The organism is Staphylococcus microti (genome assembly GCF_000934465.1).
Taxonomy (GTDB): domain Bacteria; phylum Bacillota; class Bacilli; order Staphylococcales; family Staphylococcaceae; genus Staphylococcus; species Staphylococcus microti.
On record NZ_JXWY01000032.1, the window covers coordinates 87,100 to 104,036 of the forward strand.

The following is a 16,937-nucleotide window of genomic DNA, read 5'->3' on the forward strand; positions in this document are numbered from 1 at the left end:
ATCTAAAACTTTCATGACTACGCCATTTTTATAGTTTGTTATTGAATTAAGCATGACACTGACAACCATTCCCCGAACCGCAACCACAACCGGTTTGGTTGAATAATGGCGTCCCCGCATCGACTTTCACATGTTCCGAAACACTTGATGCTAAAATTGTGACGACTTCATCTAGCATCAATTGCAATTCATGTTCGCATTGTTTAAATGTCACAACTGTCTCGTACGTTTCGTAAGCGCGCTTTAGACGACGTGTTTCCAACATAACAGTTTGATAATCAGGATGATAACGGCCAAAGCGCATCACTTCTTCATACTTCTCTTTCGACTTCATAAATACGTCATAATAGCGCTGTGCAACCTCATCATTATCAAGACGCTTTTTAGCAGTGAGATAATTTTGATACACGTCCGACTGCTGAATCATTGCCGCTAAAACATCGGTTTCATCTAATACATTGACAAACGCTTCATCAAACATCATCTTGATCCTCTCCTCGCTCTAAAAAGATGAGTATAAAGTAATTTTCGTCTATTTTGCCGCCCATTTCATCATATTTTCCACTTAGCAGACGTGAACGGTGCGTATCTGAGTTCATCCAACTATGGACAAGTGTTGGAATATCAGTGAAATTATAACCAACGTTTTGTGTAATAGACTGATACGTTAACGGTGTTTGATTGATTAAGTCTGTTAAGTTATTTTCCGTAAACTCAGCACTTGCACCATCTACAGATTGGAACAAATTGACAGTCGCAACATTTTCAAGCGTAGAATTAATATCTAATGGCTCCCGATGATGCAATCGTCGCATTTCATTCGTCAATTCATATAAGGTCAACAATTGATTCGCATTTTGATCAGGTTGTTGTTTGTCAGCCTGTGCACTCTCTTGTATCGCTTTAGCATTTTCTTCATTAGAAGCGTATGCGTTAATTGCAACTAACGCCTCTTTATCCAAGTAACGTATCCCTGTAATTTTATTACTTTGTTGATCAATAAATACTTGCGCAAAAAGCCCTTCAAATTGAATTAATGCTTGTGTTTTCACATCTTTATCCGACAATTCATAATGATAGTGCTTGCCATTAAGCTGAAATTCAGGTTCGGTAATCAATGTATATTTATCGAATAAATTCGCTGCATCGTCTCCAATCGCAATAGGGCCACTTTCTTTTTGTTCAGGACGTCCTGTCATATACGCTGATTTTACAACATTGTCCTTAACTGTAATTAACATATACGTTGATTGGCGATGAAATACGTACGTTCGATAATCTTCAAGATAGTGATACACACGGTCTGCTTGTCCATACTTTTTCGTGACTTCTGCCATAGATTGACCGACTAACATCCCGAATCCTTCTTTCAACTTAGGCGTTTCTACATCTGACGGTTGTGCCGGTTGTTGTGCTTTTTCATATTGATGTTCTGTCTGCTTATTAGGATTTTCCAAAACATCAAATTCAAGGCGTGGCGAGTAGAACAAGTATACTAGAAAGCCGATTAGCAATAGCACGCCCAATATTTTAATAATTAATCGTTTCATAGCACACTCCTTTTCCATAAATATCCTAGTATATCTTATTGTATCGTATTTTGTTTAGAAAAATAAACTTACCGACTTAAAATTTACGAAATACGCTAAAAAATCAGGTTATCAACGTTTAAAACGTCAACAACCTGATAAAATATCATTTATTCAAATGTCACGGGCGTTGCTGTCTCTGCTAACACCTCGTTGAGTGCTTCAATGTTTTGACGCCCTTCTTCATTCATCCATGTGATTGCTGCCTCTTTACCTTCTGACACATAGCGTGCGACACCATCTGTCCATGTTGCACGACCACATAACACACCGTTAAATGTTGATCCTGACTCTTTTGCGAAACGTAACGTATCTTGGAATAATGCTGACTTCACACCGGCACTTAAAAAGATAAATGGTAAATGGGTTGCTTCAGCTTGTTCTTGGAAATATTTTGCTGCTTCTGCTCTTGTATATACGACTTCATCCGTCGCATAACCTTCAACAAAGTTCATATTCACAGGCACTTCTACTTTAAGCACATCTACCCCATATCGTGGATCTGAGAATTCTTTCATCATTGTGTTCACTTTATGTGGTTTTTTTAACGCATATGCTTTAGAAGTTGCATCTGCAATATCTGCATCATAAGACACAAGTTCAAGGAAAAATGGTAGGTTTTCAGCACGACACTCTGAACCAATACGTTCAACAAATGCTTGTTTTTGATGATTGATTGCTTCAGGTTCATCAACATCATAATAGAGCAAGAATTTGCACGCATCTGCACCCGCTTCTTTCAGACGTTTGACAGACCATACGGATAACAAGTCCGGTAAGCGTCCCGGTGTAGAGGCATCATACCCCGTTTTTTCATATGCCAACAATAAGCCCGTATTGTCAGCTCTATCATCGGCTGCCGGCAATCCATATTCAGGATCTAATAAAATAGATGACGCATATTTTGTTAACTCTGATGACACGATTTGTTTAAATTCAATAATCTCGTTATCATCTGCTTCTGACCCTTTTGTTTTTGCAATCATCTTTTTTAAAGCACCACGTTGATCAATCGCTAATGCGCCAATAATCCCTTGGTCATTACATAATCGTTTTAGAAACTGTTTTTTTTCTTCACGTGTTTTCATTGCTTCACGACTCCTTTTATACGTTTTCAACTTTGATTTGCGTATATAACGCTTTATAATTTTCCATTTCTACATAACCTGTCATTGCTTCTTGTGCATTCAACATACCGAGCGTATTGCCTTGTCTTAACACCACATCATCCGATGCACCTTGTTCTAATGCAGCAGTCATACCCGCTACCGTCGCATCGCCTGAACCTACCGCATTCACTACTGTAATTTTTGGAATCGTAACACGATAAAAAGTGTCGGCATGTTTTGCTAATGCGCCATCTGCACCAAGTGACACAACAACCCATTCAATCCCTTCAAATAATGGATGATTTAAAGCAGCTTTCAAATCCGACAGTTGTGTTGTAATCGTTCGATCTAATAACGCTGAAAGTTCTGTAATATTCGGTTTAATCATTGTTGGCTTTATATCGCCATTTAGCACAGCCTCTAATGCTGGTCCCGCACAATCTAAAACGACTTGCTTACCATGACATACTGCTAACATGTCACAATAAAAATTTGTTGGTAATCCTTTGGGTAAACTGCCAGATATTGCGATAACATCGGCTTTGTCAGCTAACTTTTTTAAATGCGTTAAAAAAGTTGATGCTTCACTTTCTAAAATAACGGGACCACTTTCTAAAATTTCAGTTTGTGCACCATCATGTAAAATAGCGATACAATTTCGGGTTTCACCGCTAATCGGCAAAAAATCATGTTGAATGCCATCTGACGTTAAGTCTTTTTTAATCGCTTCACCTAATACACCACCGAGCAAACCACTGGCGACAACATTCGACCCAAGTTGATTTAAAATTCGTGTAACGTTCAAACCTTTACCACCAGCTGTTTTGCGAACATCTGCGACACGATTCACGTCATCAATTTGAAAATGAGTCAATGGATACGCAATGTCGATGGAAGGATTCATCGTAATTGTTAAAATCATCTTGTCACCCGCTTAGTCGTGATATTCTCCGCGATCCCATTTTTCAATAAATTCATCAAAAAAATGTGGATCTGCCTGTTTGTCACTCGCCTGTTCAACATGTGCAATTTTGGCAATCAATTTTTTATTTTCTTCCGTTTCTTTATATTCAGCTTTAATAAATGCTTCAATAATGTCACAAATTAAAAATTCGCCTGTCACACGTCCGCCAAATCCAATGACATTCGCATTCAATTGTTCTTTGGCATAGATAGCAGACGTCATATCACGAACGAGTGCGCTACGTACACCCGGCACTTTATTAACAGCGTTGTTAATGCCAACACCCGTACCACATATACAAACGCCTAAGTCTGCTTCGCCATTTGTCACAGCCTCGCCGACTTTTTTACCGAATATTGGATAATGTGTGCGTGTGAAATCATATGTTCCAACATCTAAAACTTCGTAGCCTTTTGCTTTTAAGAAATCTGAAACTGCCATTTTCGTATCTGTTACAATATGGTCACAACCAATTGCAATTTTCATTTCATTCATCCTCTCCTGTTTAAGCCATTTTATTTAACATATCGACACGAATTTGATGACGACCTCCGTCATAATTTGCCGCTAAAAATTCTTTTACAATGTTACGTGCCAATTGATTGCCGACAATTTCTGAACCCAACGTAATCAAACGTGCATTGTTATGCTCTCGTGTCATATATGCTGAACGCTCATCCGATACTTCTGCAGCAATCATGCCTTTCACTTTGGTCGCTGTTATAAAACTTCCGACACCATATGCATCAAACACAATGCCCATACTCTCATCATGTTCTTTCAAGTCATTAACAACTGCTAACGTCGATTCAACAAAATCAACTGCCGCCGTTTCCGTTTTATCTACAACTTCAAAACCACGCGCCATTAAATCTTCCTTGATAACATTCTTTAATTTCATACCATCACTATCCGAACCAATTACTACGCGCATTATCACTACCTCCTAAAAATTTTTACATGCGAGATTTCTGTCTCACTCTCAAACACGCACCCCATTCACTTTTCTATCAAAGGGTGTTGAAATTTCACTTTTTGAAGCATTTAACCTCGCTACACACACATAATAAATCATAATCAAACATTTATCAACACATCATGTTTGTTTGGTTTTGTTTTTGTGTTGACACTCATTTTGTAAACGGTTATTCTAAAAGTGTAATCTAATAAATAAACATATTTAAACTTAGGGAGGAGCTGTTCTGTTTGAATACTTTATTTTTTGAGGATACAGTGTATGTTTCCGACAAGCAGACGCAAGCAGAAGTTTTTGAAGAGATCTATACAGATTTGTTGAAAAAGCAGTTAGTCACTGAAGATTTCTTGAAGAACATTTTGGAACGAGAACAAAAATACCCAACAGGTTTAGATTTATCGCCTGTTTCTAGTGCGTTACCAAACATTGCGATTCCGCATACTGAAAGTGATTTTGTGAAAGCATCACGCATTATTCCAATTAACTTAAAACATACTTTAACCTTTCACAATATGATTTCGCCGGATGCAACGATTGATGTTTCATTTCTGTTTATGATTTTGAATGAAAACGGCGAAGCACAAGCGGGATTATTAGCGAACATTATGGATTTTATTAATGCTGTAGATAACGAATCTTTAATTCACTTCTTTAATCTGGAAAATCCAACAGACATTTATCAATTTTTAGAGGAACACTTTCATGCAGAACATTCTGCATAAATTGTAGATAAAATTTATTTTTTAAGGAGAGGGATTGTTATGATTAAAATTTTAGCGGCTTGTGGGGCTGGGGTAAACTCAAGTCACCAAATCAAAAGTGCATTGGAAACTGAATTGAAAAATCGTGGTTATGACGTGACATGTGACGCTGTGATGATTAAAGACGTCAATCAAGAATTGTTATCACGCTATGACATTTTTGCACAAATTGCTAGTACTGACTTAGGATTCGATATTAATATTCCGGTTGTAGATGCTGGGGCAATTCTATACCGTATTCCTTCTATGGCCGAACCGGTTTATCAAAAAATGGAAGACGTTATTAAGTCATTAAATAAATAACACACCAAGATATGTTGACTTTTTAACAGATTCAGAAGGGATGACAAAATGAATACAATTATTGATATCGCAAATAGTATATTTAACCCACTTATTAACTTAGGTGCTGCACCGTTAATGACCATTGTTTTGACGATTATCGCATTGTTTTTCAAAGTGAAGCCTGCACGTGCTTTAGAAGGCGGTATTAAACTAGGGATTGCATTGACTGGTATCGGTGCAATTATCGGGATTTTAACAACTGCTTTTTCAGAAGCAATGACTGCTTTTGTTGAAAGAACAGGTATTTCATTAAACATTACAGATGTTGGTTGGGCACCTTTAGCAACGATTACTTGGGGTTCGCCTTACACACTTTACTTCTTATTAATCATGGTTATTTTAAATATCGTGATGTTAGCCCTTAAGAAAACAGATACGTTAGATGTTGATATTTTTAATATTTGGCATTTAGCCATTGTTGGTTTATTCGCGATTTTCTGTGGTGCAAATTTATTCACTGCCACATTGCTCGTACTTTTTATCGGCGTGTTAAAAATTTGGAATTCCGATTTAATGAAACCAACATTCAATGATTTGTTAAATGCACCAGACAATAACCCGATGACAACAACACATATGAACTATATGATGAATCCGGTTATTATGGTGTTCGACAAGATTTTTGATAAAATTTTCCCTTGGTTAGATAAATACGATTTTGACGCTGCAAAACTTAACAGTAAAATCGGTTTCTGGGGATCAAAATTCGCGATTGGTATTTATCTAGGGGTGTTTGTAGGTTTACTTGCCGGTCAATCACCTACTAAAATTTTCACACTCGCCTTTACAGCTGCTGTCTGTTTAGAGTTGTTCTCTCTTATCGGCTCTTGGTTTATTGCGGCTGTTGAGCCTTTATCACAAGGTATTACTGATTTTGCGAACAAACGTCTAAAAGGTCGCGAAATTAATATCGGACTAGACTGGCCTTTCATTGCAGGTCGTGCTGAAATTTGGGCGACAGCTAACGTTTTAGCACCAATCATGCTGCTAGAAGCTATTTTCTTACCAGGCAACAAACTTTTACCACTCGGTGGTATTATTGCAATGGGTGTCACACCTGCATTACTCGTTGTGACTCGCGGTAAACTGATTCGCATGATTGTTATCGGTGCTGTTGAGTTACCACTCTTCTTATGGTCAGGTACATTAATCGCACCGTTCGTTACGAAAACGGCAAAAGCAGTTGGCGCTTTCCCTTCCGGTTTGAGTGAGTCCGTCATGATTTCTCATACAACGATGGAAGGTCCGATTGAAAAGTTTCTAGGCTATCTCGTAGGTAACATGTCTCAAGGCCAAATTTCATTTGTATTGTACACTATCCTTGCACTTGTCGCATACCTACTTATTTTCGTTTGGTATGCACGCCAAATGAAAAAGCGTAACACTGAATATGCAAATACAAAATAATAATTTAAAAAACAAGGCTCAGAGTATATCCGAGTCTTGTTTTTTTATACGATATATTTTTCTTCTGTTTCAATCTTTTCATAATGCTTTTGATCATCATCATTTGTAATGACTGCTGTAATATCGTGTAAGCTGTAAAATACAGAAAAATCTTTCTTACCTACTTTAGAATGATCAATTAATAAATAGCGTTCCACTGAATTGTCCAATGCAATTTTCTGCGTCTGTCCTTCTTCAAATGTAGACGTCATAATTTTATGTTCACTTAGCGCATTACAGCTTAAAAAGGCTTTATGAAAGTTCATATCTTCAAGTGACTTGTTCGTAATTTCGCCAATGAAACATTGCGTTGTCTCACGCAATTCCCCACCTAGTAAATACACTTTATGGTGTTCTTTATGCTTATTCAACTCTTGAAATATTGGTAAGCAATTCGTCACAATACGCAGCCCTTTGTGGTCAATTACTTTCGCCAAAAGTTCTAACGTCGTCCCGGGTCCTAAAAAAATCGTATCGCCGTCATTGATCAACGCGTTCGCTTTTTCAACAATTCTTTGTTTTTCTTCTTTATGCATAATCTGTTTTTCATTATGGGAAAGTTCCACTTGGCGATATAAATCTTTTAGTCTGGCACCACCATGCACACGTTCCAACAACCCTTGTTTTTCCAATTCATCCAAATCACGACGCACGGTCATATCAGATACCGATAACTTCTCCATAATGTCGCTGACTTTAACTGTACCGCTTCTTTCTAATAAAGACATGATTGCTTGGAATCGATCTGTTTTTAACATCTTCTCGCCTCTCTCTGCGCATATAGCATCCGAAATCTTTAAATTTAGCGTATCAAATTCTTTATAATTATGCTACCTTCAATATCATTGTTTCATCACGATTGAAGTGTCCAATAAAAAAGGCACCCATTTACGAAAATGAGTACCTTAGAAATTAAAAACCAAATGTTGCTTTAATTAATGACGTTGTTTCGCCACCAGGATATAACACATACAACAAAATAAATACAGCGACACCTGTAATCGCAGTAAAGAACCATATAACCGATGCGATAGGGCCTGTTTTACGGTGTACGTCATATTTGTCCTTGATTCCTGTGAAAATTTGAATCAAACCAAAAACGGCACCGATTGTTGCGAGTGTAATATGGAAAAACAAGAAAATTGTGTAGTAAAGTCGTACTGAATCTGGACCACCGAATGCGGTATTACCAATGAAAATCGTACGACTTGCGTAAATTGCAAAGAATAATACAGCAAAAGCTGCTGCCCATAACATTACTTTTTTATGCTGTTCAAATTGACGTTTCCAGATTAAACGCCAACCAATTGCTACGAGAATCGCACTGATGACGATACATGTCGTACTAATAGTAGGTAAAATAGGTAAGCTCATATTCTCATCCTCACTCATTTATCATTTAAATCATATTAATTAATGAAATTACAACGACTAGTGCAAAAAATACCACTAGATAATTTAAAGAATAGATGAACATTTTCGTTGCCCATTTTTCTTCGTTGCTTGATGCTTTGAAGCTTGTTAAGCCAAGTGCAATCCAGCCAAGGTTAAGCAATGTTGCTAACACGATGAATGTAATACCAAGCTCGTGCATCACGAATGGTAAAGGTAAGAGTGCAAACAACCATAAAAACATACCGATTCGTGTTCTGTTGAAACTTTTTACGGATGGTAACATCGGTACGTTCGCAAGACGATACTCATCACGGCGCTTAATTGCTAATGCATAAAAGTGAATTGGCTGCCATGCAAAGACAACAGCAAATAGTGCTAATGCCATGACACTTAAATGACCTTCTATTGCAACCCAACCGATAAGTGGTGGCACCGCGCCTGGAAAACTACCGATAACTGTGTTCCAAGTTGTATGGCGTTTAGACCATATTGAGTAAAATGATACATACCCAATAATACCAGCTAAACCAATGACGCCAGCTGGGACGTTAATCATAAATAAGAGCAGTTCACCTACAACCATCATGCCAAGACTGAGTATTACGAGTTGACGGTCTGAAATACGGTCATTCACTGTAGGTCGATTCTGTTTACTTGGCATTAACGCATCGATGTCTTGATCGTAATAGTTGTTAATCGCACATGAACCACCCATTACGAGTGTTGAACCAATCATCATAATGATGAGCTGTGGCATAGAAGCTAAAAAGCCATGATGTGTCATCACAATTGCAAGCCATGCACCCGCAAACGCAGGAATTAAGTTCCCTTGTACAAGCCCTAACTTAATGACCTGTTTGAGCTCTTTATATGAAATACGTCCAGTAGTTTCGGGAACTACCTCTGATTTCGACATTGATTTACCCCCCTTTTTTGTCATATATATCAATGATATATGAAAGTCATATAATTGACTAGCTTTATTCTGAAATTTTTGTGACACTTTAGCGACATTCAAAAAACGTTGCGATTTGATGCACAATATAAGTATGCTTTTTGATATAATGTAAAAGAACAAAACTCTACTGGGCGGCAACATAAATCTTGATAACAGCAATGCAATCTTGATCTCCGCTCTGTAAGATTTTAATAACATATCGAGGTGTTTAGCATTGTTTAAAAAGCGCAACCTAAAATGGTTATCAGTACTCGCGACACTCATGATGATATGGGTGCAACTCGGTGGCGCGCTTGTTACGAAAACAGGATCTGAAGATGGCTGTGGTTCTGACTGGCCGCTCTGTCATGGCGCATTACTGCCTCAAAATCTTCCTATTGAAACAATTATCGAATTAAGTCATAGAGCTGTATCTGGCTTATCACTGATTATTGTGTCATGGCTTGTTATAACAGCGTGGAAAAATATTGGGCATATTCGAGAAGTAAAACCACTGTGCAAAATTAGTGTTGGATTTTTATTAATCCAAGCTTTAGTAGGTGCTGCAGCAGTTATGTGGCAACAAAATGATTACGTCTTAGCATTGCACTTTGGTATTTCATTAATCAGCTTTTCATCTGTATTTGTTTTAACACTCATTATTTTTGACCTTGATCAGAAATATGAAGCCAACATTGTTCATATTAAAAAGCCGTTACAAGTCTATACTTGGATTATGACGGGGATTGTATATGTGACAATTTATACTGGGGCACTCGTAAGACATACAGAATCAAGCTTAGCGTATGGTGCATGGCCACTTCCTTTCGGGGATATCGTACCACACGGTGTTCATGACTGGGTACAACTGGCACACCGCATTATGGCGATGCTCGCATTCATTATTATTTTGTTGACGTACGTGCATGCGGTTAAACATTATCCAAATATCCGTACAATTCAATACGGTTATACAGCAAGCTTCATTTTAATTATTTTACAAGTGACAACAGGTGCTTTATCTATTATTACCGAAGTAAACCTGATTATCGCTTTATTACACGCATTATTTATTACATTACTATTTGGCTTGATCAGTTATTTCATTTTACTCATTATACGTACAAATCGAGGCGAACAATAGTTAAAAAGCAAGTCACCGCGCATGGTGACTTGCTTTTTTTATGCATCTGTTTTCTCTATCTCAATCAATAGGTCTCCTGTTTCAATACCATCATTATTTTGTACGTGGATTGCTTTCACCGTACCATTGAATGGTGCTTGAACAGTTGTTTCCATCTTCATTGCTTCTGTGATAATGAGTGACTGCCCTGCTTCTACCACATCATTTTCTGATACTTTCACATCAATCACAGTTCCCGGCATTTGTGCCCCAATATGACTTGGATTGCCTTTATCTGCTTTCGGTTTCGCATGATGGACAGATTGGATATTCTCATCTTTCACTTGAATGCGTCGTGCTTGACCGTTCATTTCAAAGAACACGGTACGCATTCCTTTATCGTCTGGTTGCGTAATTGTTTGTAATGTAATGACAAGTACTTTTCCTTTGTCGATTTCGATTTTGATCGTTTCATTATCACGCATACCGAAGAAGAATGTTGGCGTATCTAGTAATGACACGTCGCCAAAACGTTCAAATGTTTGCATGTATTGTTCATATACTTTTGGATACAATGCATAACTAATCACATCTTGTTCAGTCACTTCACGCTGTTGTTTCTCTTGTAACTCTGCTTTTAATGCGTCGAAGTCGACAGGTTCTAAATATTCTCCCGGACGTTCTGTCAATGCCGTTTGCCCTTTTAAAATGACATCTTGTAATTGCTTGTTGAAGCCATTAACAGGTTGTCCGATTTCTCCTTTAAAGAATGACACGACTGAGTCTGGGAAGTCGAGTTTATGACCTTCTGATACAACTTGTGTTTCGTCTAAATCATTTTGCACCATATACAATGCCATATCGCCTACAACTTTAGACGATGGCGTTACTTTTACAATGTCACCGAATAATAAGTTCACACGGCGATACATATCTTTTACTTCGCCAAAGCGTTCGCCTAAACCAAGGCTTTTCGCTTGTTGACGTAAGTTTGAATATTGACCGCCCGGCATTTCATGTTGATAAATTTCAGTATGCGGTGACTTCATATCACTTTCAAAATCTTGATAATAAGGTCGAATTGCATCCCAATAATGTGACAAACGTTCATGCCCATCAATATCCATTCGAATATCACGTGAGAAACCACTCATCGCATAGTAAAGCGAGTTACTACTTGGTTGACTCGTTAAACCTGACATGGCTGCGACAGCTGTATCAATAACGTCAACACCTGCATTAATCGCTTGGTTGTACGTTAAAATACCGTTACCACTCGTATCATGTGTATGCAGATGAATTGGTAGATTGACTGCTGCTTTCAACTCACCAATTAATTCATGCGCTGCACGTGGTTTCAATAAGCCTGCCATATCTTTAATCGCTAACATATGGAAGCCTTCACGTTCTAGTGTTTTCGCTAAGTCTACATAATATTTTAACGTATATACATTCGAGCGTGTCGTATCTAAAATATCGCCAGTGTAACAAATCGCACCTTCTGAAATTTTGCCTGCACGTTGTACCGCTTCATTTGCCACTTTCATTTGTTCAACCCAGTTAAGTGAGTCAAATATTCTAAAGACATCAACGCCTGCTTCGGCACTTTCTTTAACAAACTTCTGAATGACATTATCAGGATAGTTTTTATAACCAACTGCATTCGATGCACGTAATAACATTTGGAACAACACATTCGGTATCGCTTTTCTTAATAATTTCAGGCGATCCCAAGGGTTTTCTTTTAAGAAGTTATACGCAACATCAAACGTTGCCCCACCCCATAACTCTAACGAGAAGTTGTCTTGCATCACACGTGCTGTTTCAGGGGCGATTTGTAATAAGTCATGCGTACGTACACGTGTCGCCAATAAGGATTGATGTGCGTCACGGAATGTCGTATCTGTAATCAACACTTCATCTTGTGCTTTCACCCATTTCGCCACAGCTTCAGGTCCTTGTTCGTCTAGTAATTGTTTCGTACCACGTAATTGTGCGATTTCACTTTGTTTAATTGTCGGAACATCAGCCGGTTCAAAGTGTGGTTTTGGACGTTTTTCCACACTTGGGAAGCCGTTGATTGTGACATTACCGATATACTCGAGTGTTTTCGTACCACGGTCTCTTGAAGGTTGGATTACAAACAACTCGGGTGCTTGTTCTAAAAACTTCGTCGTATAATCCCCTGATGCAAATTGTGGGTGCTGAATCACGTTATACAAAAATGGAATGTTCGTTTTGACACCACGAATACGCATTTCTTGAAGAGAGCGTCCCATCTTTTCACGTGCTTCTTTATAGTTAATTGCATGCGTCGAAATTTTAACGAGTAATGAGTCGTAATACGGAGAAATTTCGGCACCTTGGAATGCATCGCCTGCATCAAGACGCACGCCAAAACCACCGCTTGAACGGTAAGCAACAATTCGCCCCGTATCTGGCATAAAGTCCTGTGTCGGATCTTCTGTTGTAATACGACATTGGATCGCATATCCCATCGTTTGAATATCTGCTTGTTGTGGCAGCGCAATTAAGTCGCCATGTAATGATTCGCCATCTGCAATTAATAATTGTGTTTTAACAATATCAACGCCTGTAATCATTTCCGTAATCGTATGTTCCACTTGGATACGTGGGTTCACTTCAATGAAATAGTACTCATCGCCCGATACGAGGAATTCTACTGTTCCGGCATTGACATATTGAATTTGTTGCATCAAGTCTACTGCTGCATGACAAATAGCTTCACGCATTGCTTTAGATAAACTTACAGATGGTGCGACTTCCACTACTTTTTGATGACGTCGTTGTACCGAACAATCACGCTCATAAAGGTGAATGATATTACCCGCTGTATCTCCAATCACTTGCACTTCAATATGCTTTGGCTCGTCGATAAACTTTTCTATGTAGACTTCACTGCTACCGAAAGACTTTTCCGCTTCAGACTTCGCACGTGTAAAAGCTTCAGCTAATTCAGACGCTTCTCGAACGATACGCATGCCTTTACCGCCACCGCCACTTGTTGCTTTAATCATCAGCGGATAGCCTGCCGTTTCAGCAAACGCTTCGGCTTCTGCTAAATTAGCAACTGGTCCGTCTGTACCTGGAATGACTGGTAAGTTCGCACGAATCGCTGTTGCACGTGCTTTTACTTTGTCGCCGAACATGTCCAAATGTTCAAGCTCTGGTCCAACAAAGATGATCCCTTCTTCAGCACAACGTTTTGCAAATTGCATATTTTCACTTAAAAAGCCGTAGCCTGGATGAATCGCATCTGCTCCCGCTTCTTTCGCAATTTGAATAATGCGTTCGATATTCAAATATGACTCTGCTGGACCGAGATCTTCACCGAGTAGATAAGCCTCGTCCGCTTTGTAACGATGTAATGCACGCATGTCCTCTTTGGAATAAATAGCAACTGTGTCAATCCCTAACTCTGTCGCTGCTCTAAAAATACGAATTGCAATTTCTCCACGGTTAGCGACTAAAATTTTGTTGATACGCTTCATTGTATCAGCCCCCTATTTGATGAGTGATTGTGAAGTGTGAGACATGATAACATGTACCGGTACTTCACTTGTTGGTCATACTTCTTGATAAGGCATTATTATTCTTATGATAAGTTTTAGTTATCTTAGTTAATAATGTTTAATAATCAACAATCTTATTTTAAAACGCATTTGTATAATTGTCAAAATTTTATATATAAATAAAAAACACGACTTTGCAAATGTATCGCTATACAGTCACGCCATCGTGTTAATTACCTTATTCTGTTGTGTTAACGTCGCACGTTCTGTTGTCTTGCATAATAACGTTCACGCGCTTCTTCATACTTAATTTGTTTAGAAATGAGCAACAATAATCCCATCGCAATACTTAAACTCATCATGGAAGAACCACCAAAACTAATAAATGGTAGTGGCACACCTGTCAATGGAATTAAGCCTGAAATACCACCTAAGTTGACGAATGCTTGAATACCAATATAACTTGCGATACCGACACAGACGAGCTTATAAAAATAAGAGTCCGTACGAGAGGCGATAGTCAATGCACGATAAACAATATAATAAATCAAGCAAAGTACAATCAATGCACCGATAAAGCCTAACTCTTCGCAAATAATCGCAAAAATAAAGTCGGTATGTGGTTCTGGCAAGTAACCTAACTTCATCACACTATTGCCAAGACCACGACCAAATAGTCCGCCATTACCAATCGCTAATAATGAGTTTGCTAAGTGATAACCGATACCCGATTCGTAATTAAACGGGTTTTCCAATGCACTAAAGCGTGCCGTTAAATATGCTGGCAATACGTTGATGCGGAAAATAATGATAAAGATTAACACTGTCACTAAACCTAAGACAGCGTATGTAATAATTTTCAGCAAGTTTTTAATACCGATACCTGAATAAACAATAATACAGATGAAAATCGAGGCAATCAGCAATGTTTGTCCAACGTCTTTTTGCAGTAATACAAGTGCAATAATGAAACCGACAAAAATAATCGGCCCGATAATTACCATTGGATTTTGTTGTATTTGAATTTTTTTACGGTCGATAATGTATGGTACATATAAAATAATACCAATTTTAAGCAACTCAGAGGCTTGTAAGTTCATAAACCCTAAGTTCAGCCAACTTTTAGAACCATTGATCTCACTACCAAATACTAAAGTCGCAAAAAGTAAAAGTAAGATAATGGCCATCATGCCTAATTGTGCGTTACGGTTTTTAATAATGCGCACGTCCATAACATACGCCATAAAAAATACAATCGCAAAACCGACGATGACATAAATGAGCTGACGCATGTAAAAGTACGTGCCTGACACTGGAATTCCACCTGTCAGCGTGCCGCGTGTTGCAGCAACCATGCTGGCACTATATACCATTGTTAGACCGATGAGACAAAGTGCTACATATGTGAGTAATAATGGAAAATCGATATATTTAGAAGATCTCAAAATATATCGAAAAAAGTTTCTTATTCGGTTCATATATTTAAGTCATCCAATTCGTTACATTTAAACACACAAAAAATGATAATGGGACAAACTTAAACCTCATTCCTAGAAATGTTTATGTTGTCCCAAATTCATTATTATACGCGTAAAAATGCTTCGTGTAATTTTGATAATTCTTTTTCAAGACGTTGCATTAACGCCTTACCATCTTCTTGATCAACTAAGCCTAAATTAACAGCAAAGTTAACTTCTTTTTGTAAACCATACATCTGTGTATCCAAAACCTCTTCGTATAAAGGACATTGCGGTAACGTTAAATGATCTATTTGAACTTTGATTAATTGTAAAATGCGATCTGCATCTTGGTTCAATTGGTCATATGCAGCAGTTCTATAATCATGTTGCTTGCTCATGACGGACTCCCCCCATTAATTTATCTTCATGTAAAAATTCTATCTTATCCATTGTTAAAAAGCAAGTAAATTCCGAACGGCAACACGTTCATCTATGCTAAAATAGAACTAGCTATAACAAGGGAGTGCATAAACTATGATTCAAATTAAAGGTGCTGTTAAATTTCCAATTACTTTAGATAGTACAACTTGGATTTTTGACGATCGAAAAGTAACAATTGAAGATTTAGAAAAAGGGGTTTTTGAAGGTGAAAAACCGATTAAGTTTGAAGACAATCGTGAATGGAACCGTGCGATTTTAGAAGGTCAAACGAATCCACCAACACTTAATTCTGAAATTGAATACAAAAAGCGTGCTGTTTTAACTGGGTCATTTGCGATCAATATGACACCATTTTTCAAAAATGCGGAACCGCACGATAATGCGACAACAATTCGATTATCTAATGATTCAGATCATATCGATATCCCTTTTACGATGCTGCCATACTTGTTCTTCCAATTTGCCAAAGATGGTAAGCGTCTTTATGAAGATAACGGGGTAGATAGTTTTATTTACACGCCTGACGAAGGCTATCAATATCAATTCCAACATGTTACACATATTGAGGTGCTATAACATATGCGAAAAGTCACTTGTGTTATTTGTGACACGGAAGTGCTACTAGACGAGAACACATTACTCGCTAAGCGTTTAAAAAATAATCCGATACGAACATTTATGTGTGATGAATGTAAAAGTCGCTTGGATACACCAAGACAGCGACCATCCCAATCATATCATCACGAAAAAAGGGGCTGGGACATAATTCCCGGCTCTTTTTTTCGAAGAAGGCCTGATTAAATGTTTTTTGACATTTAATCAGGCCTTCGTTATAGATATTATTTAAAAAAATAAAGC

The 16,937-nt window shown here is 38.0% G+C and carries 18 protein-coding genes; 6 read left to right on the forward strand and 12 right to left on the reverse strand.

The genetic code is table 11. The features are described 5' to 3' along the window. Positions 1 to 46 precede the first annotated feature (46 nt). The 6 genes from TP70_RS04795 to lacA all read right to left on the reverse strand — a co-directional run bounded on the left by TP70_RS04795 (position 47) and on the right by lacA (position 4,596). Positions 47 to 481: a YlbF/YmcA family competence regulator gene (locus TP70_RS04795; protein ID WP_044359857.1), complete on the reverse strand. Its 435-nt coding sequence runs from the start codon at positions 479 to 481 to the stop codon at positions 47 to 49. Then, positions 474 to 1,550 carry a CAP domain-containing protein gene (locus TP70_RS04800; protein ID WP_044359833.1) on the reverse strand — a complete coding sequence of 359 codons (1,077 nt, stop codon included), beginning with the start codon at positions 1,548 to 1,550 and terminating at the stop codon, positions 474 to 476. Before TP70_RS04800 ends, TP70_RS04795 begins: the two co-directional genes overlap by 8 nt. Positions 1,551 to 1,699: 149 nt before the next feature. After that, a complete protein-coding gene (lacD, locus tag TP70_RS04805) occupies positions 1,700 to 2,677 on the reverse strand; it encodes a tagatose-bisphosphate aldolase (protein WP_044359834.1) in 978 nt (325 codons plus the stop codon). A 16-nt stretch (positions 2,678 to 2,693) separates the two neighbouring features. Next, a complete protein-coding gene (lacC, locus tag TP70_RS04810) occupies positions 2,694 to 3,620 on the reverse strand; it encodes a tagatose-6-phosphate kinase (RefSeq protein ID WP_044359835.1) in 927 nt (308 codons plus the stop codon). 12 nt (positions 3,621 to 3,632) lie between these two features. Further along, positions 3,633 to 4,148 carry a galactose-6-phosphate isomerase subunit LacB gene (lacB, locus tag TP70_RS04815; RefSeq protein WP_044359836.1) on the reverse strand — a complete coding sequence of 172 codons (516 nt, stop codon included), beginning with the start codon at positions 4,146 to 4,148 and terminating at the stop codon, positions 3,633 to 3,635. Between the two features lie 19 nt (positions 4,149 to 4,167). Beyond that, positions 4,168 to 4,596, reverse strand: coding sequence for a galactose-6-phosphate isomerase subunit LacA (gene lacA / locus TP70_RS04820; RefSeq protein ID WP_044359838.1), 429 nt, complete (start codon positions 4,594 to 4,596; stop codon positions 4,168 to 4,170). 272 nt (positions 4,597 to 4,868) lie between these two features. Between lacA and TP70_RS04825 the strand changes: the two genes are divergently transcribed. From TP70_RS04825 to TP70_RS04835, 3 genes are read left to right on the forward strand one after another with little or no spacing between them, the layout of a single operon-like run. Then, positions 4,869 to 5,360 carry a PTS sugar transporter subunit IIA gene (locus TP70_RS04825; protein WP_044359839.1) on the forward strand — a complete coding sequence of 164 codons (492 nt, stop codon included), beginning with the start codon at positions 4,869 to 4,871 and terminating at the stop codon, positions 5,358 to 5,360. 39 nt (positions 5,361 to 5,399) lie between these two features. Beyond that, positions 5,400 to 5,702 carry a PTS sugar transporter subunit IIB gene (locus TP70_RS04830; protein ID WP_044359840.1) on the forward strand — a complete coding sequence of 101 codons (303 nt, stop codon included), beginning with the start codon at positions 5,400 to 5,402 and terminating at the stop codon, positions 5,700 to 5,702. Between the two features lie 48 nt (positions 5,703 to 5,750). Further along, a complete protein-coding gene (locus TP70_RS04835) occupies positions 5,751 to 7,151 on the forward strand; it encodes a PTS galactitol transporter subunit IIC (protein WP_044359841.1) in 1,401 nt (466 codons plus the stop codon). Positions 7,152 to 7,195: 44 nt separating this feature from the next. On the opposite strand, the gene TP70_RS04840 is transcribed toward TP70_RS04835, so the two are convergent. From TP70_RS04840 to cyoE, 3 genes are all read right to left on the reverse strand, one after another. After that, positions 7,196 to 7,948: a DeoR/GlpR family DNA-binding transcription regulator gene (locus TP70_RS04840; RefSeq protein ID WP_044359842.1), complete on the reverse strand. Its 753-nt coding sequence runs from the start codon at positions 7,946 to 7,948 to the stop codon at positions 7,196 to 7,198. A 154-nt stretch (positions 7,949 to 8,102) separates the two neighbouring features. Continuing rightward, entirely contained in the window at positions 8,103 to 8,564 is a 462-nt protein-coding gene (locus tag TP70_RS04845; RefSeq protein ID WP_044359843.1) for a DUF420 domain-containing protein, read from the reverse strand. Positions 8,565 to 8,589: 25 nt separating this feature from the next. Then, positions 8,590 to 9,501: a heme o synthase gene (gene cyoE, locus TP70_RS04850; RefSeq protein ID WP_044359844.1), complete on the reverse strand. Its 912-nt coding sequence runs from the start codon at positions 9,499 to 9,501 to the stop codon at positions 8,590 to 8,592. Between the two features lie 256 nt (positions 9,502 to 9,757). On the opposite strand from cyoE, the gene TP70_RS04855 reads away from it, so the two are divergent. Next, positions 9,758 to 10,666, forward strand: a complete 909-nt coding sequence (locus tag TP70_RS04855) for a COX15/CtaA family protein (protein ID WP_044359845.1) — start codon at positions 9,758 to 9,760, stop codon at positions 10,664 to 10,666. A gap of 38 nt (positions 10,667 to 10,704) precedes the next feature. Here TP70_RS04855 and TP70_RS04860 read toward each other — a convergent pair whose 3' ends face one another. From TP70_RS04860 to TP70_RS04870, 3 genes are all read right to left on the reverse strand, one after another. Further along, positions 10,705 to 14,157 (reverse strand): pyruvate carboxylase, encoded by a 3,453-nt coding sequence (locus TP70_RS04860; protein ID WP_044359846.1) that lies wholly within the window; start codon positions 14,155 to 14,157, stop codon positions 10,705 to 10,707. Between the two features lie 272 nt (positions 14,158 to 14,429). Next, entirely contained in the window at positions 14,430 to 15,656 is a 1,227-nt protein-coding gene (ftsW, locus tag TP70_RS04865) for a cell division peptidoglycan polymerase FtsW (protein ID WP_044359847.1), read from the reverse strand. A 104-nt stretch (positions 15,657 to 15,760) separates the two neighbouring features. Next, a complete protein-coding gene (locus tag TP70_RS04870) occupies positions 15,761 to 16,036 on the reverse strand; it encodes a YlaN family protein (protein WP_044359848.1) in 276 nt (91 codons plus the stop codon). A 136-nt stretch (positions 16,037 to 16,172) separates the two neighbouring features. Here TP70_RS04870 and TP70_RS04875 point away from each other — a divergent pair, with 136 nt between their 5' ends. Both TP70_RS04875 and TP70_RS11950 read left to right on the forward strand, forming a co-directional pair. Next, complete coding sequence (locus TP70_RS04875) at positions 16,173 to 16,655, forward strand: hypothetical protein (protein ID WP_044359850.1); 483 nt, start codon at positions 16,173 to 16,175, stop codon at positions 16,653 to 16,655. Between the two features lie 3 nt (positions 16,656 to 16,658). After that, complete coding sequence (locus tag TP70_RS11950; protein ID WP_084207647.1) at positions 16,659 to 16,880, forward strand: DUF2197 domain-containing protein; 222 nt, start codon at positions 16,659 to 16,661, stop codon at positions 16,878 to 16,880. Positions 16,881 to 16,937: the final 57 nt, after the last annotated feature.

Excerpts from the sequence above, each read along its gene's own strand:
- TP70_RS04795 (WP_044359857.1), bottom strand. The coding sequence starts at position 481 with ATGTTTGATGAAGCGTTTGTCAATGTATTAGATGAAACCGATGTTTTA.
- TP70_RS04800 (WP_044359833.1), bottom strand. The coding sequence starts at position 1,550 with ATGAAACGATTAATTATTAAAATATTGGGCGTGCTATTGCTAATCGGC.
- lacD (WP_044359834.1), bottom strand. The coding sequence starts at position 2,677 with ATGAAAACACGTGAAGAAAAAAAACAGTTTCTAAAACGATTATGTAAT.
- lacC (WP_044359835.1), bottom strand. The coding sequence starts at position 3,620 with ATGATTTTAACAATTACGATGAATCCTTCCATCGACATTGCGTATCCA.
- lacB (WP_044359836.1), bottom strand. The coding sequence starts at position 4,148 with ATGAAAATTGCAATTGGTTGTGACCATATTGTAACAGATACGAAAATG.
- lacA (WP_044359838.1), bottom strand. The coding sequence starts at position 4,596 with ATGCGCGTAGTAATTGGTTCGGATAGTGATGGTATGAAATTAAAGAAT.
- TP70_RS04830 (WP_044359840.1), top strand. The coding sequence starts at position 5,400 with ATGATTAAAATTTTAGCGGCTTGTGGGGCTGGGGTAAACTCAAGTCAC.
- TP70_RS04835 (WP_044359841.1), top strand. The coding sequence starts at position 5,751 with ATGAATACAATTATTGATATCGCAAATAGTATATTTAACCCACTTATT.
- TP70_RS04840 (WP_044359842.1), bottom strand. The coding sequence starts at position 7,948 with ATGTTAAAAACAGATCGATTCCAAGCAATCATGTCTTTATTAGAAAGA.
- TP70_RS04845 (WP_044359843.1), bottom strand. The coding sequence starts at position 8,564 with ATGAGCTTACCTATTTTACCTACTATTAGTACGACATGTATCGTCATC.
- cyoE (WP_044359844.1), bottom strand. The coding sequence starts at position 9,501 with ATGTCGAAATCAGAGGTAGTTCCCGAAACTACTGGACGTATTTCATAT.
- TP70_RS04860 (WP_044359846.1), bottom strand. The coding sequence starts at position 14,157 with ATGAAGCGTATCAACAAAATTTTAGTCGCTAACCGTGGAGAAATTGCA.
- ftsW (WP_044359847.1), bottom strand. The coding sequence starts at position 15,656 with ATGAACCGAATAAGAAACTTTTTTCGATATATTTTGAGATCTTCTAAA.
- TP70_RS04870 (WP_044359848.1), bottom strand. The coding sequence starts at position 16,036 with ATGAGCAAGCAACATGATTATAGAACTGCTGCATATGACCAATTGAAC.
- TP70_RS04875 (WP_044359850.1), top strand. The coding sequence starts at position 16,173 with ATGATTCAAATTAAAGGTGCTGTTAAATTTCCAATTACTTTAGATAGT.
- TP70_RS11950 (WP_084207647.1), top strand. The coding sequence starts at position 16,659 with ATGCGAAAAGTCACTTGTGTTATTTGTGACACGGAAGTGCTACTAGAC.